Source organism: Microcystis aeruginosa NIES-843 (assembly GCF_000010625.1).
In the GTDB taxonomy this organism is placed as follows: Bacteria; Cyanobacteriota; Cyanobacteriia; order Cyanobacteriales; family Microcystaceae; genus Microcystis; species Microcystis aeruginosa.
In genome coordinates, this window is record NC_010296.1 from 4,947,811 (window position 1) to 4,963,060 (window position 15,250).

12 protein-coding genes are annotated in these 15,250 nt (G+C 45.3%); 3 read left to right on the plus strand and 9 right to left on the minus strand.

Translation table 11 applies throughout. From position 1 onward, the window contains the following. Nucleotides 1-97: 97 nt before the first annotated feature. Nucleotides 98-1,624, plus strand: a complete 1,527-nt coding sequence (gene bchB / locus MAE_RS23405) for a ferredoxin:protochlorophyllide reductase (ATP-dependent) subunit B (protein WP_002796162.1) — start codon at nt 98-100, stop codon at nt 1,622-1,624. Nucleotides 1,625-1,671: 47 nt separating this feature from the next. Here bchB and MAE_RS23410 read toward each other — a convergent pair whose 3' ends face one another. The 3 genes from MAE_RS23410 to lipA all read right to left on the minus strand — a co-directional run bounded on the left by MAE_RS23410 (nt 1,672) and on the right by lipA (nt 4,298). Next, nucleotides 1,672-2,799, minus strand: a complete 1,128-nt coding sequence (locus MAE_RS23410) for a class I SAM-dependent methyltransferase (protein WP_012267726.1) — start codon at nt 2,797-2,799, stop codon at nt 1,672-1,674. A 352-nt stretch (nt 2,800-3,151) separates the two neighbouring features. Further along, nucleotides 3,152-3,343, minus strand: coding sequence for a hypothetical protein (locus tag MAE_RS36250; protein ID WP_012267727.1), 192 nt, complete (start codon nt 3,341-3,343; stop codon nt 3,152-3,154). Nucleotides 3,344-3,413: 70 nt separating this feature from the next. Then, nucleotides 3,414-4,298: a lipoyl synthase gene (lipA, locus tag MAE_RS23420; RefSeq protein ID WP_012267728.1), complete on the minus strand. Its 885-nt coding sequence runs from the start codon at nt 4,296-4,298 to the stop codon at nt 3,414-3,416. Between the two features lie 205 nt (nt 4,299-4,503). Here lipA and MAE_RS23425 point away from each other — a divergent pair, with 205 nt between their 5' ends. After that, the gene (locus MAE_RS23425) at nt 4,504-6,243 is read left to right on the plus strand and encodes a mechanosensitive ion channel family protein (protein ID WP_012267729.1); all 1,740 of its coding nucleotides are present in this window, start codon (nt 4,504-4,506) and stop codon (nt 6,241-6,243) included. Between the two features lie 350 nt (nt 6,244-6,593). On the opposite strand, the gene grxD is transcribed toward MAE_RS23425, so the two are convergent. Both grxD and MAE_RS23435 read right to left on the minus strand, forming a co-directional pair. Continuing rightward, a complete protein-coding gene (gene grxD, locus MAE_RS23430; RefSeq protein WP_002761995.1) occupies nt 6,594-6,917 on the minus strand; it encodes a Grx4 family monothiol glutaredoxin in 324 nt (107 codons plus the stop codon). A gap of 87 nt (nt 6,918-7,004) precedes the next feature. Beyond that, nucleotides 7,005-8,969, minus strand: coding sequence for a DNA polymerase III subunit gamma/tau (locus MAE_RS23435; RefSeq protein WP_012267731.1), 1,965 nt, complete (start codon nt 8,967-8,969; stop codon nt 7,005-7,007). Nucleotides 8,970-10,138: 1,169 nt separating this feature from the next. Between MAE_RS23435 and MAE_RS23440 the strand changes: the two genes are divergently transcribed. Then, entirely contained in the window at nt 10,139-12,331 is a 2,193-nt protein-coding gene (locus MAE_RS23440) for a molybdopterin oxidoreductase family protein (RefSeq protein ID WP_012267732.1), read from the plus strand. On the opposite strand, the gene MAE_RS33605 is transcribed toward MAE_RS23440, so the two are convergent. The 4 genes from MAE_RS33605 to MAE_RS23460 form a co-directional block, all read right to left on the minus strand. Next, nucleotides 12,314-12,499 (minus strand): hypothetical protein, encoded by a 186-nt coding sequence (locus MAE_RS33605; RefSeq protein WP_041804326.1) that lies wholly within the window; start codon nt 12,497-12,499, stop codon nt 12,314-12,316. The two genes, MAE_RS23440 and MAE_RS33605, sit on opposite strands and share 18 nt — an antisense overlap. Before the next feature lie 137 nt (nt 12,500-12,636). Continuing rightward, complete coding sequence (locus MAE_RS23450; protein ID WP_041804328.1) at nt 12,637-13,533, minus strand: tRNA (5-methylaminomethyl-2-thiouridine)(34)-methyltransferase MnmD; 897 nt, start codon at nt 13,531-13,533, stop codon at nt 12,637-12,639. Then, complete coding sequence (locus tag MAE_RS23455) at nt 13,493-14,287, minus strand: alpha/beta fold hydrolase (RefSeq protein ID WP_012267734.1); 795 nt, start codon at nt 14,285-14,287, stop codon at nt 13,493-13,495. Before MAE_RS23455 ends, MAE_RS23450 begins: the two co-directional genes overlap by 41 nt. 182 nt (nt 14,288-14,469) lie before the next feature. Then, a complete protein-coding gene (locus MAE_RS23460; protein WP_012267735.1) occupies nt 14,470-15,069 on the minus strand; it encodes a superoxide dismutase in 600 nt (199 codons plus the stop codon). Nucleotides 15,070-15,250: the final 181 nt, after the last annotated feature.

Here is a 15,250-nt window from a genome sequence, read left to right on the forward strand (position 1 = left end):
CTGCATGGGGACTTTTTGTAATCTTCCGTTAAGTGTTCACTCCTAAATCGGTAAAGTCTGAGACAATCAAAAAAGTCTGACTGTAGGAGAACCCTCTATGAAATTGGCCTATTGGATGTATGCGGGTCCCGCTCATATTGGCACGTTAAGGATCGCCAGTTCCTTTAAAAATGTTCATGCTATCATGCACGCTCCTCTGGGAGACGATTATTTTAACGTCATGCGCTCGATGTTGGAAAGGGAGCGTAATTTTACCCCCGTCACTGCTAGTATTGTCGATCGTAATGTTTTAGCCCGGGGTTCCCAAGAAAAAGTCGTCGATAATATTGTTCGCAAAGATCGCGAAGAAAGTCCCGATTTAATCGTTTTAACCCCCACCTGCACCTCCAGCATTCTCCAAGAGGATTTACAAAACTTTGTCGAAAGAGCGCGACAGGATGCCGAGGGGGATGTGCTGCTGGCCGATGTTAACCACTATCGCTATAATGAACTACAAGCGGCCGATAAAACCCTCTATCAAATTATCAAATATTATCTCGATAAGGCCCAAAGAAAAGGGGAAATTATCTCGGAGAAAACCCCTAAACCTTCGGTTAATATTATCGGTATTACCACCCTCGGTTTCCATAACCAACATGATCGCACGGAATTAAAGCGGTTAATGGCAGATTTGGACATTGAAGTTAACGAAATTATTCCCGAAGCTGCCTCGGTGGACAACTTAAAAAATCTGCCCCGCGCTTGGTTTAATCTGGTTCCCTATCGAGAAGTGGGATTAATGACAGCCAAATATCTCGAAAGTGAATTCGCTATGCCCTACGTTGATATTACCCCCATGGGAGTTGTGGAAACAGCGCGCTGTATTCGCAAAATCCAAGAGGTAATTAATCCCCAAGGTGCAGCAGTAGATTACGAAGATTTTATCAATGAACAAACTCTGCATATCTCCCAAGCTGCTTGGTTTTCTCGTTCCATTGACTGTCAGAATTTAACGGGGAAAAAAGCGGTGGTTTTTGGTGATAATACCCACGCAGCCGCTATGACAAAAATTCTCGCCAGAGAGATGGGAATTCATGTGGTTTTAGCGGGTACTTATTGCAAGTATGATGCGGATTGGTTCCGGGAACAAGTGAGTGAATATTGCGATGAAGTGTTAATTAGTGATGATAATGGCGCGATAGGAGATGCTATTGCTCGATTAGAACCAGCGGCGATATTTGGTACTCAAATGGAACGTCACGTTGGCAAACGTTTAGATATTCCCTGTGGAGTCATTGCCGCACCTATTCATATCCAAAATTTCCCCCTCGGTTATAAACCTTTCTTAGGTTACGAAGGCACTAATCAGATCGCCGATTTGGTCTATAATTCCTTTACTTTGGGTATGGAAGATCACCTATTAGAGATATTCGGTGGTCATGATACAAAAGAGGTAATTACTAAAGGTATTTCGGCAGATTCTGACCTAAATTGGAATAAGGAAGCGACGGCAGAATTGCAGAAAATACCCGGTTTTGTGCGGGGGAAAGTCAAACGAAATACCGAAAAATTCGCCCGGGAGCGAAGTATTGGTGAAATAACTTTAGAGGTAATGTATGCGGCTAAAGAATCCGTAGGAGCTTAATTATTTCTTGGGGCTGAAAGTTAACAGCATTCAGCCCTTTTTTTTTGTTATTTACTTAATCCCTTAAGTATTCTTTCTTCTACTCCTTTCCCCTGAATTAACACTCCAAATCCTCCTAAACCAGTGGGATTGATTAATTGATGTAAGGCATCTCGGCGCTGAAATATAGTTAATATATCGATTTTTCCTTGAGAAAGTTCCTTTAATCTATCCCCTAATCCCAAAGCCATTAAAAATAATCCTTGCTGAGTAAAACCGAGATTTTTTAAGCCTAATTTCTCCCCTTGACGTTGTAAAGCGGTAAAATCCACATGAGTGGTAATATCTTGTTCTCCCACCCACAAATAAGCATGATCATGACGCTGATGTTGTCGATAACATTGTAGGGTTCCTTGACTTCTTTGGGGATGATAATATTTTTCGGCAGTGTAACCGTAATCTATGGTTAAGATATAACCTCGATCGAGTTTCCGATTAACGGTTTCTAACCAGTCTAAAGCTAATAAGTTTACCTCGGTTTGATAACCCTCCGGATAAAGTGGTGAAGGAATATTTATCCCCACTAAATCAAAATAGTCTTTGATTCTGTCGGTGGATAAATCTCCGATAATCTCCTGAAAAGGTTCCCCCAATCCCAGATAAATTTCTCGTAATTCTCCCGACTCGATCACAACTCGATGGACAGGAAAAGCATCGATTAACTCATTACTAAACACACAACCCACAAGGGAATTATCGGCTAAATCCGGCCAACTTTGCCAAGATACCGGGGAATATCCCGCTAAAGTTGCCTGTTGTCTTTCCCTGAGTTTCTGAGATTGTTCGATAATTATATAACTGAGATTTTGATAAAAATCAGCATAGCTATCACTTAAATAATCAAGGATATCCTTCGCTAAAATCCCCGAACCTGCTCCCACTTCCACTAAAGTAAATCCAGGGGAATTGCCCAAAAATTCCGCCATCTCGACAAATTGCTCTGCCAACAATTGGCCAAAATCTGCCCCTAGGGACGAGGAAGTAAAAAAATCTCCTTTTGAGCCAATTTCTACTTTTCCAGAGGTGTAATAGCCATAATCGGGGTGATAGAGAGCTAAATCCATCCAGCGCTCGAAGCTAATTCGACCCGCTACTGATTGTTTAATTTCCTCTAGGATGATTGCTTCTAAATTCATCTTGATCAGGGAATTATGAATTATGAATTATGAATTATGAAATGGGAAGTGGGAATTAGGAATTATGAAATGGGAAGTGGGAATTAGGAATTAGGAATTAGGAAGGGTGCATCTAACATTTGCAGAAATACCGACAATCAGCAATTATGGCTCTTCGTTACTTGTTATGGTTCGATAGGGGGGCATAAATCGACTAAATCCTTATCTGGCAAGAGACTTAATTGATTAGTTCGCTCTAGATAAAAAACAATTGACAAAAAACGCTAAATGCCTTTCTATATAAGGGTTCCATCCCTTATAACCCCCGTCCATTGCATAACACAAACCGAAGAGCCGCAATTATCAGTGACTCTTAAATTATTACAGACGTATCAGCAGCTGCGTGTAAGCATCCCACCGAAAAACTAATGCGCGGGGGTTTGGGGGCGGCGCCACGCCCCCAACGGGGGGTTTGGGGGGTAGAACCCCCCAAAGGCTTGGATTGAGTGATAAAATCGAAAGTAACGTCCAATTTTAGCCGAGAGTTTCCCCGTAAAAATCCCAACTTGGTAGATTTACAAAAATTAACTTAAAACTTACATCTGATAACTGATAACTGATAACTGATCACTGATTTACTCTCCCGCATGATAGGAACTGCGGACTAGGGGGCCAGATCTAACCTGAGAAAACCCCATTTTTTGGGCAATTTCTCCCAACTCGCTAAATTCTGCGGGAGTCCAATATTTCTGTACGAGCAAATGTTCCAGAGAAGGACGCATATATTGACCAATAGTAACTCGATCGCAGTTGATCGCGCGTAAATCTGCCAAAGTCTCGATAATTTCCTCTTTTGTCTCACCGTGACCGACCATTAAGCCGGATTTCGTCGGAATTGACCGATCGATTTCCTTAACATAACGCAAAACCGCCAAAGAGCGATCGTATTTAGCCCCGCGTCTAACCGGTCCTTGCAAACGGCGCACCGTCTCGATATTGTGATTGTAACAGGCAGGTTTTGCCCCTACCACCGTCGCCACCCGTTCCTGTTGACTTCCCTTACCTCCAGCAAAATCCGGGGTTAACACCTCAATTAAAGTGTGGGGATTGAGTTCGCGAATGGCTGTCATCGTCCGCACGAACCAACTGGCTCCGCCGTCTTCCATATCATCTCTGGCTACAGAAGTCAAGACAACGTAACTTAAATTTAACAATTGCACCGCTTCTGCCACTTTTTGCGGTTCCTCCACATCGAGAGGCATGGGTGCGTGACCCTTATCCACTTGACAAAAAGCACAGGACCGGGTACAGGTGGGACCCATCAACAAAAAAGTCGCCGTACCTTGGGCATAACATTCGCCGCGATTGGGACAGCGACCCTCCTCGCAGATAGTATGAATGTTCCTTTGTTTGATAATGCGCTGAACCGTGGAAATTTCGCTAGATTTGCCGAGCGAACGCCGTAACCAAGGGGGTAAAGAGGTAATTTCCTCGCGCCACTGTGGGGAAATATTGGACATGAGAAGTTAAGTAGGGTGTTGGGGATTTCAGTTATCAGTAATCAGTTATCAGTTATCAGTGAGGGGTTGGGGTTGGGGAGAGGGGAGAAGGGAGAGAGACGACCGACTCCCCAAAACGAAAACTTCCTATCTCACCATTAAGATAACTGCTATAAGCTGAGAAAGCGGGTAAAGATCATTGTTAATCAAAAAGGGAACTTGGGCAATGGGACGACGGCAACGGGGAAAAATTTTCAATCTGGTCATTCAAGGATTGGCGGGTTGCCTCTTGGTTAGTATATTTGTTCTTAATTCCCTGCCATCCCTAGGCCAAAATTTTCTAGTTCCATTTGCATCTCCCACGGGGACAAGGATTTTTGTAGCCGGGGATATAGAATATGCTTCCGTGAATCTAGATGGATTTGCCTTATTTCAGATTGCCTCCCAAGATTTTACCGCTTCTGAGTCCCGGGAACTCTCCCCGGTAGAAAGACGGGCTAGGAGCATTGAAAGAGGTTTAAATAATATTATCAATCGGGGTTTCGATCCGACAACCCTGCAAGTAAGTACGGCGACTCTCAATAATTTAACCGTGATTGTGGCCAAGGATAACCAGAATTTACCGCAACAGGTAATTCTGACAGTGACAGAAGTTGATGCCCTGATCGATTCTTCTTCTGTTGCCGATTTAGCGGACAGATGGGTTAAAATCATCCAAACAGCTTTGATCCAAGCTTGGCAAGAACGTCAGCCCGCCCCTCGTCGGCAACAGGTAATGACTGCCACTATAATTATTTTGGGGCTAATTTTCTTAAGCTGGGTATCAATTTGGTGGCAGAAACGTTTAAGAAATCGCTTCAATCTCCTCAAAAAACAGGCTAAAAGTCAATCCGATCGAAATTTACCTATAAATTCCCCCCCCAGAAAAGATCGCTCCCAAGAACCGATTTTAGCCTCTCTAGAAGATTCCTCTAATTTCCGTCAACAGGCCGATATTCAGCGACAACTAACGCTAAATATTCTCTGGAAAAGACTGGCTCTTATTGGACTGATACTGCTTTGGTTTGCCGGAATAGCGGCGATTTTGTATGTATTTCCCGAAACTAGGCTAGAAGGACGCGGAATAATCCGTATTCCTTTACAGATTTTTATCATCTGGTTGCTGCTGACATCAGTGAGCAATATGGTTAATCTCTACGTTAATTCCAGACTACGGGAGTGGGTAGAGGAAGGAGCGGTTTTTTCGGAAAATTTGGAAAGGAGGATTCTGCGCGCTCCAACTTTATTAGAAGTTTGGCGAGAAATTATCACATTTATCGCTATTTTTCTAGGAATTTTGATTTTTTTAGCTTGGATGGGTCTTTCTTTCGCCTTTTTACTCACGGGAGCCGGTTTAGTGGGAGCATTGCTCACCTTTGCCTTTCAGGATCTTTTAAAAGATTGGATGAACGGTTTTCTGATTGTCTTTGAAGATCAGTACACTGTCGGTGATATAATCCAGTTTCAGGAGTTTATCGGTTTGGTGGAAAATATGAGTTTGCGAGCGACTCAATTGCGGGCCGACGATGGACGTTTAATCACTATTGCCCATAACCAAATTATTATCGCACACAACCTCAGTAAAGATTGGGCGCGGGTCGATTTTACCATCGAAGTCGCCTATCAGACCGAGCCAGATGTGGCAATCGCTTTAATGGCAGCCATCGCTGAAAATATGGCTGCAGATTCACAATGGCAAGAAGATATCATCAATCCCGTGGAGGTTGCTGGTGTTAGTCGGGTTTCTCACACGGGGATGGAAATTATGCTCAGAATTGTCGTCAAAAGATTACGACAATGGGATATAGAAAGAGAGTATCGTCGTCGTCTCAAGATTGCTTTTGAGGAGAAGGGAATTCACATCGGTATCCCCCAACAAAGTGTCCTCGTAGCAAAAGATAGAGAGGAATTCAAGGGACAGTTTTAAAGGGGAGTGATACTAAATCCTGTTTAAAAGGTATAGGAGAGTGGGGTGTAGGGTGTAGGGTGTGGGGAGAAGGGAGAAACAATTCATAACTTGAGAGTTAATCACACTATTAAAAACGGATTTGTTATCAGTTATCAGTTATCAGTTATCACTCCGCATCCTGTAGGGGCGAAGCATTCGGATAGAAAATCTACGGTTTCACCGATAGGTTATTGCCCGAATGCTTCGCCCGTACTTTTTGCCGCAAACCCTAAGTAGAAAATTGCCGTCTTTTCACTGATTACTGATCACTGATTACTGTTTGGTAGGCTTAAACTAGGTTAGGATAGCTAACCTAACCTAGAAAATTTTTAGGAAGCTAAGGCTACCTCGACTATTTGTTGTAGTTCCCCATTTTGATAGAGTTCGATCATAATGTCGGAACCACCAATAAACTGACCGTTGATATAGACTTGGGGAATAGTCGGCCAATTGGAATACTCCTTAACTCCTTGTCTTAACTCCTGATCTTGGAGAATATCGACAGTTTCGTAGGAAACCCCCAGAATATTGAGAATTTGTATGACGTTATTCGAGAAACCACACTGAGGCATTAATTTATTGCCCTTCATGAACACAAGAACTTTGTTATTCTGGACTAATTGATCGATTCTGGCCTTAGTTTCGGGTGTCATAGGTCTAGTAGCTAGAATTTGAGCAAGAATAGCCAATCCTGAGACGTGGCATATCCTATTAGTTTAGCACAAGCCGTTGGGATAGCTTTAAAAAGGAAGGTCTTCGTCCTCCTCCAAACTATCTAAAATTTCGTTAACATCAGGTCTCCCGCGCACGATAGTCATATTTTCCAGAGACTTATTAACTTTAGTTTCTGCGGCCGAATTTTCCGGCAGTGAATAACCCATATTGACCACTTCACCATCAAAAGATTTCGCTAACTTTTGAGCGGCCGCCAAAATTTCACTAACATCGACATCTTGATCTAATGTCTCTAAAGATGAATCAAAATTTAAGATTTTTTGGGGCAGTTCTGTGCTAGGAGTTTTTGGGGTTCCCGATGCAGTGATCTTTGCTTCTTTTTTATCGATAATTGCTTCTTTGACCGGGGGAATATCCACCACGGTCATAACTTTATTTTCGGGAGTTATTGGTGGGGTTGGTGCGGTTTCCGGTGGTGGTTGTATCCTGGCTGCCGGGGATGGGGAAACTTCCGCAGCCATGGCAGCAGTGGCGGAACCTACCTGTAAATGAACTTTAATCCGGCGCCGAAAAACTGCCTCGAAAGCTGACTCAATATTAGTCAATCGTAGCCGGGCCATTTTTAATAATTGTTCCGAAGATATACTTAAATAAGCGCTCGATTCTTCCATATTAAAAAGACTGCCGTGCTGACGCAAGAGAGTGCGAGTAGTGGGGGGTTCCATTACTTCTAAAACCCGCTGCCAAATTTGTTCATGATTGTCATCACTGGCAACAGTTTTAACCTCAGTTTTCGGCACTGCGACGCTAGTTGTCGGGGTGATAACCGCCGGTTTGATCGGTTGATTCACCGGTGCCGGCGCTGTGATCACTTCAGTGGGCCTCTCGACGCTGGTTTGGGGACGGGAAGGCACTGCCGTGGCAACTAGAGGAATCACCTGTGCTTGTGGTAAAAGTCCCAATAGAGTGACTTCTAACCAGAGACGGGGTTGAGTGGTGTTTTTTAGTTGCGTTTCGCTGTCTTTAAGCAGTTGTTGACCGCGGAGAATTTCCTCTAAAGACCAAGTACGCGCTTCCGTACACAATTCCTGCCAAGTGGGAGCAGTGACAGCGACCATTTCTGGACGATTAGGGGCGGTTTTGGCTAAAAGTAGGTTTAAATAGAACCCTGCTAGATTTTGCAAGACGATTAAAGGTTCCTTACCGCGATTCATCAGATGGCGACATTGTTCGATAACTTGATCGGGAATATTGCCATGAATGACTTTAAGTAGGGTTAAGAGGTCTCTTTCGGGGACTGCACCGACCAAATCCCAGACTCGCTCGGCCGTAATCGTTCCTGCGAGTAAACTTAATTGATCGAGGAGACTTTCCGCATCCCGTAAACCACCGTTAGCGATCTGAGCCACCAAGGTTAATGCTTCTAGGTTAATATCGATCGCTTCTATTTGGGCGATTTTTTGCAGGTGTGCCACCATCGCATCGAGAGCAATACGGCGATAATCAAAGCGTTGACAACGGGAGATGATGGTAGGCAAGACACGCTGAGGATCGGTGGTAGCAAGCACAAAAATCACTCGATCCGGCGGTTCTTCCAGAGTTTTCAGCAAAGCATTAAAGGCCGCCGTACTGAGCATATGGCATTCATCGATGACATAGACTTTATAACGACATTGGACGGGGGCAAATTGCGATCGCTCGATAATTTCCCGAATGTTATCCACACCGGTATTACTAGCGGCATCAATTTCGATCACGTCTAAAGCGGAACCATTGGCGATCGCTTGACAGACGGAACACTTACCGCAGGGAATCGGTGTCGGATGGTCACTAGACAGACAGTTGAGGGATTTGGCTAAAATTCGCGCCGAGGAGGTTTTCCCCGTGCCTCTGGGTCCAGTAAATAGGTATGCAGGGGCGATTCGCTCACTGATTAAGGCATTACTCAAGGTCGTGGCGATCGCTGATTGTCCCACCAAATCGGCAAAGGTTTGGGGACGATACTTATGATGTAGAGGTTCGTAGGTCATGACTGGCTGAAAACTTTTTCCCCACCCTAGAGACTACTATTATCCTATCCCGATTCTTTTTCAACACGAGAACAAGTGTATGCCTTTTTAAGCTGTTAAGTATTGAAATTGCTTGTTGAGATCAGGCAACAGGCAAGAGGCAACATAAAACCCCACACCCCACACCCCACACCCCACACCCGTTACAGTAGAGCAGGAAGTCGCCTTCCCACCCCCTGCTTCAAAACCGGACTTACGACTTTCGCCGTATCCGGCTCCTGAGTAACTAGGCTACTGTCATTAGTAGAATAATAATGGGAATTATTATTTCCTTGTCTATTCAACCCTCTTGGCTGTATCCCCACCAGACAAGATTGTTGGTTTTAGGGCGTATATGACCGTTGATTGTTGCTTAGACTTCCTAGTTACCCGTCCTTTGTCAGCATATCTTTGATATTACTCAAAGCCTTGGCTTTTAAGGACATCCTCTCCCTCTATTGACTTGCGGATGGTTTCCTACTGCCCCGAACGGGCAGAGTCAATCAGGGTTACTTCGTTCCCTATAACCATTGGTTGAACCCTTAGGATGATACTGTCCACAACAGAGTAACGGGAATGCCTTACTGATAGTGGTATGAGCTATCAGCCCCAACTCTGTTAACTTTTGTTTCGAGCCTGTCAGCCTTTTGGCTCGTGGGTGTTGACGATGGTTAATTCGTATCTTCGCCCCAGGGCTATCCATAGGTTCTGGCTCAACGGGTTTCTGATTTAGGCTATCAGATACCGCTTTTTTTTCCTCGCTCACTACCTCAGATGTACCAAGTCTAAAGCAGCAGGAAATGCCGTCACTCTAGGCATCTAGAGGACAGGACTAAGGTTATTACTAACCCGCACCTGTAGGGTTATAAAGTTATCAAGGTACTACATTTACCAAGCGGCTAATCCTCTAAACGTCTTACTGTCTAGTTTCTAGCCAACGAATCGCACCACACCCCACACCCTACACCCCACACCCCACACCCATCAGCAAATTTTATCTAGACAGGTTTAATGCGCGATTTGCATCACGAAAATGGCAATTTAGCTAAGGCTTGTAATAAATTGTATTAATAACTACAATTTGGCCGAGAAAATCTGCCGACTATCTTAAGTATGCCTAAAGACAGCGCCACTAATCAGACCAACTGCTTATGACTGAATCTACAAAAACCCAATGTCCTTACTGTGGAGTAGGTTGTGGTTTGACAGTCACCTCCCCCGCGTCGGCCGGACAAGCATGGAAAGTCTTCGGGGACAAGTCCCACCCCTCCAGTCAAGGTATGGTCTGTGTTAAAGGGGCCACCGTAGCGGAATCGATCGATAAAAATCGCCTCAAAACCCCGATGATCCGCGATTCTCTCCAAGATCAATTTCGTCTTTGTACTTGGGAAGAGGCCCTCGATCGCATCGTTAACCAGATGCAAACTCTAATCGCTCAGGGGGAAAAGGAAAGTATCTGTCTATACGGTTCGGGACAATTTCACACCGAAGATTACTACATCGCCCAAAAACTGGTCAAGGGCTGTCTGGGAGTCAATAACTTTGATGCTAATTCCCGTCTCTGTATGTCTTCGGCCGTGGCCGCTTATCTGGACAGTTTCGGGTCTGACGGTCCCCCCTGCTGTTACGATGACTTGGAATTAACCGATTGTGCCTTTTTGGTGGGGACAAATACGGCCGAATGTCACCCCATCATCTTTAACCGTCTGCACAAGTATCTCAAAGGCAACCAACAAGCGAAATTAATCGTCGTTGATCCCCGCAGCACCAAGACTGCCGAGGCCGCTAATCTCCACCTAGCCATTAACCCCGGGACTGATATTGACCTATTTAACGGGATTGCTCACCTGTTACTGGGTTGGGGTGCGATCGATACCCATTTTATCGATAAATGCACCCGGGATTTCGGCAAATACGCCGAAATTATCCGCCATTATCCCCCCGAAATAGTCGCCCCTAAATGCGGTATCCCCATTGAGGATTTAGAACAGGCTGCCCGCTACTGGGCCGAATCGAAAAGAGTGCTTTCCCTCTGGTCGATGGGTATCAATCAATCCAGCGAAGGCACGGCCAAAGCCCGCACTTTAATCAATTTACACCTAATGACGGCTAATATCGGTAAACCGGGGGCTGGTCCTTTTTCCCTAACGGGACAACCCAACGCCATGGGAGGAAGGGAAGCCGGCGGCCTCTGCCATCTTCTGCCCGGTTATCGTTCCGTCAAAAATCCCCAACACCGGGCCGAAGTGGAACAAGCTTGGGGTTTACCCGCCGGTCGGATTTCTCCCGTCCCCGGTCGCGATGCTTGGAGTATGATTACCGGTTTGGAGACGGGAGATGTCAAACTTCTCTGGATTGCCGCCACTAATCCGGCTGTTAGTATGCCTGATCTAGAACGCACCAAGGCCGCCCTGTTAAAATCACCTTTTACTGTCTATCAGGATGCCTACTATCCCACAGAAACCAGCGCCTACGCCCATTTATTACTGCCAGCGGCCCAATGGGGTGAAAAAACGGGAACAATGACCAATTCTGAGCGCGTGGTGACGTTAAATAAAGCTTTTCGCTCTCCCGTCGGTCAAGCTCAGGCCGATTGGCAAATTTTCGCGGAAGTTGGTCGCCGTTTGGGTTTTCAGGCACAATTTAATTTTAAGGATTCCGCCGAGGTACATTCCGAGTTTATCCGGTTGACATATAAACGTCCTTGTGATATGACGGCGATTAATTATGATCGCCTGGCCGAGACTCCCCGACCGTGGCCCGATTCCATCGATGAAATTTCCGCTTCTAAAACCGCTAATTCCGGGGAATTACTAGGTAATTTAGTTAAAGATGAAAATAAAAGCGAAAAAACAGCCGCAAAACGCCTTTATACCGATGGTAAATTTAATACTGCCGATGGTCGTGCTGTTTTCGCCGCCTACCACAGTAAAGGTTTAGCGGAACCCCCGGACGATGATTATCCCCTAGTTTTGACCGTGGGGCGTTTGTACGGTCACTGGCACACCCAAACCCGCACCGGCCGCATCGAGAAAATTATCAAAATGCACCCCGCACCTTTTCTGGAAATTCATCCCCAAGATGCGGCAAAATTGGACATAGAAGCTGGGGAATGGGTGGAGGTGCGTTCTCGTCGCGGTTTTGCCCGTTTTCCCGCTTTAATTACCAAAGCAATTGCTCCTAATTGTGTCTTTGTGCCGATGCACTGGGGGGCTTTATGGGCAGAAAATGCTGAGGCTAATAGTCTCACCCATCCGGCCGCTTGTCCGATTTCCCTGCAACCGGAATTAAAAGCTTGTGCCGTCAAATTAATCCCGATCAAGTCTTTAGTTAGGGTTAGCTGAATAAATCTTAAAACCTTGTTGGGTAAGACTTTTAGACCTTTTGTCAATCAAAAAGTACCGGATATGGGAGTGATCGGGGGAAAATTCAGGTACTTTTTCTCTGAAAATTAGGTAATTGGCCACCTCAAAACTGGTAAAACCCCACACCCCACACCCCACACCCCACACCCTGCCACCACCGAAAAACTTTTTGCCGCAAACCCTACTTATACCAATTGGCCACAATCTGATAGGTAGTTTTTGTTGAGAAAATTGCTATTACAACGACAGAAGCCCGAATTATCAGGCATTTAACCACACTATTCTCATTCCGAGATTTCGATCGAACTAACCGATCTTTGCCAACGTTTTTTCCAGTGGCTAGTCGGTTCTAAGTCACAGAGAGCCTGTTCGCTGCGACGACGTTGTATAATCACTTCGGCCGGGTCGGTTAAAGTCGCGTCTCGATAGGGAATAGCGGCCTTAGTTTGCAGATGTTCCCTTTCCTGTACCGATAGAGATGGGGGTAAGGACAAAAAACTGGCTATTGTCCCTGGCGATCGCCGCCCGACGCTATCGGTGGCCCCAATCTGCAATCCTGCTAATTGTAAAGCCCTTCGCACCGAGGCAGCACAGGAATAGGTGACTAAATAACCCGTCGGACTCAGGCATTTCGCCACTAAAGCTAAAAACTCCACCGTCCACAGTTGCGGACATTTACCCGGGGAAAAGGGGTCGAGAAAAATTGCCTCCGCTTGAAAACCCGCGTCAATCACCTTGGTTATCGTCTGTCGCGCATCCCCGATTAACAGTTTAGCCGTGAGATTAGGCAGGTCTAGCCGGTGATTATGGGCAAAATCATTTAAATATTCGGGAATTGGTTGACTCCAACTATTTAAGAGATTTTCTCTAATAGCCGCTAGGGGAACCACTCGATCGCTTTCTAAAGCTAATAATTCTACCCGACAATCCCCCCTAACTTGCCAAATGGCCGCTAAGGCTGCGGCGCTATTATACCCTAAGCCGTAACAAATGTCAAGAATTTTCAGATTATTGCTCTGGTCTGCTTTGGCTGTCAGACGACTAGAGAGGATAAATTTTTTCTCGGCTTCTTCCCTTGCCCCAGAGGTAGAATGATAACATTCGCCGAATTCGGTCGAAAAAAAGGTATAAGAACCATCCTCAGTGACTTTTTGCGGGTAGGCTTCGGGGGAGACAAGCATGGTGATGGAGAATGTCTTTGAGATGAATATCGGTTTCCAGCAGGCAAGCGTGACCACTATGGGGCAGAATCGTTAATTTTGCCGCGGGTAACTGCTGAATTAGGCGTTTAGCCTCCGCTACCGATGGTAACAGTCGATCTCCTTGACTGGCTATCACTAACACCCCCAATTGCAGACATTTTAACTCGCTGGCACTAACCTGAAACCGTTGTAACTGGGATAAACGCCAGCTAATCGTCTTCGGTGGGACGTATTGCATGGCTTTGAGGAGAGAGCGGCGATCTTCCCGGGATATGCGACCGAGAGCGGCCAGAAAGGGTAAAATAGTTAGTGCCGAGCTGCCTTGGATGAAATCGGGCATCATCTGGGTGATACCGATTCCCAAGCTTAAAAGAGGTCTTTGATTAAAAGAAGAAGCAGGGTTAATTAAAATCAGTTTTTTAATTAATTTTGGTGATTTTGTCGCTATTTTCAAGGCTAAACAGCCGCCAAAAGACTCACCGCAGAGATAGACTTTTCTCGATTGTCGCTTTAATTCCTGTTCCAATAAAGCGATCACGAGGGTGCTTAATTCCTCCCAATCACCGAGATATTGCGGGGAAATCACCAAACAACGTAGATCGAAGTAAGGGGCAAGGTTTTTAATCTGACGATGGTATAGTTGGCCGCTGCCATCCATTCCGGGTAAAAATACAAACAGGGGATAATCGGGACGGGGATGACGGGGAATAATCCAACTGACAGGTTGTTCCATGGTGCGAGAAGCGCGGTCGATGTTAAAAAAGTTTTTTCTGGTTATCTATTTTAAGGATAATTAATATTAGAGAGATTTGCCAATTTTAATAGTACGATTAACTCCCAACTTATGGATTGTTTCTCCCTGCTCCCCAACCCCTGATAACTGATAACTGATAACTGATTAACTGAGCCAAATTTTTAGGCCGCCGCTAAATTAGCAGCCACGAAATCCCAATTAACCAACTTAGTTAAAAAGTCGCTGATGTAATCGGGACGACGATTTTGGTAGTCGAGATAATAAGCGTGTTCCCACACATCCATAGTTAAGAGGGGAACCTGTCCGGCGGTTAAAGGATTGTCAGCGTTGCCGGTTTTGGTAACTTTGAGAGTACCGTTATCGAGAACCAACCAAGCCCAACCGCTACCGAATTGAGTAGCGCCCGCAGTTTTGAAAGCTTCGACAAATTTCTCGAAACTGCCGAAATCTGCCTGAATTTTATCGGCTAAAGCACCGGTAGGTGCACCGCCACCACCCGGTTTCATGCAGTCCCAATAAAAACTATGATTCCATGCTTGGGCGGCATTGTTGAAAACCCCAGCTTTAGAAGCATCACCGGCAACCTTAACGATAACTTCTTCTAAAGAGAGAGCATCGAGTTCCGTATCTTTGACCAAACCGTTATAGTTATTGACATAAGCGGCGTGGTGCTTGTCGTGGTGGAATTCTAGGGTACTTTTGGTGATGCAAGGCTCTAAGGCAGTGTAATCGTAGGGTAAAGGGGGAAGTGTGTAAGCCATGTGTTCTCTGTATCCTCTCTTGAGAGCTTGTTTAAGGTAGTGTTGTTAACCTTTTGTCAGTATTCAGCTTAACCAAGACGAATACCTTTGCAATAAAACTTTACACCCTCAATCATAGCACCGAAGGAGACTTGATCAGTGATCACTGATCGATCAGCTTTTTTCTCCCATCTCCCTTCTC

What these genes read in the sequence shown, in the direction of transcription:
- MAE_RS23440 (WP_012267732.1), top strand. Translation starts at nt 10,139, where the DNA reads ATGACTGAATCTACAAAAACCCAATGTCCTTACTGTGGAGTAGGTTGT.
- bchB (WP_002796162.1), top strand. Translation starts at nt 98, where the DNA reads ATGAAATTGGCCTATTGGATGTATGCGGGTCCCGCTCATATTGGCACG.
- MAE_RS23455 (WP_012267734.1), bottom strand. Translation starts at nt 14,287, where the DNA reads ATGGAACAACCTGTCAGTTGGATTATTCCCCGTCATCCCCGTCCCGAT.
- MAE_RS23460 (WP_012267735.1), bottom strand. Translation starts at nt 15,069, where the DNA reads ATGGCTTACACACTTCCCCCTTTACCCTACGATTACACTGCCTTAGAG.
- lipA (WP_012267728.1), bottom strand. Translation starts at nt 4,298, where the DNA reads ATGTCCAATATTTCCCCACAGTGGCGCGAGGAAATTACCTCTTTACCC.
- MAE_RS23410 (WP_012267726.1), bottom strand. Translation starts at nt 2,799, where the DNA reads ATGAATTTAGAAGCAATCATCCTAGAGGAAATTAAACAATCAGTAGCG.
- MAE_RS23450 (WP_041804328.1), bottom strand. Translation starts at nt 13,533, where the DNA reads ATGCTTGTCTCCCCCGAAGCCTACCCGCAAAAAGTCACTGAGGATGGT.
- MAE_RS23435 (WP_012267731.1), bottom strand. Translation starts at nt 8,969, where the DNA reads ATGACCTACGAACCTCTACATCATAAGTATCGTCCCCAAACCTTTGCC.
- MAE_RS23425 (WP_012267729.1), top strand. Translation starts at nt 4,504, where the DNA reads ATGGGACGACGGCAACGGGGAAAAATTTTCAATCTGGTCATTCAAGGA.
- grxD (WP_002761995.1), bottom strand. Translation starts at nt 6,917, where the DNA reads ATGACACCCGAAACTAAGGCCAGAATCGATCAATTAGTCCAGAATAAC.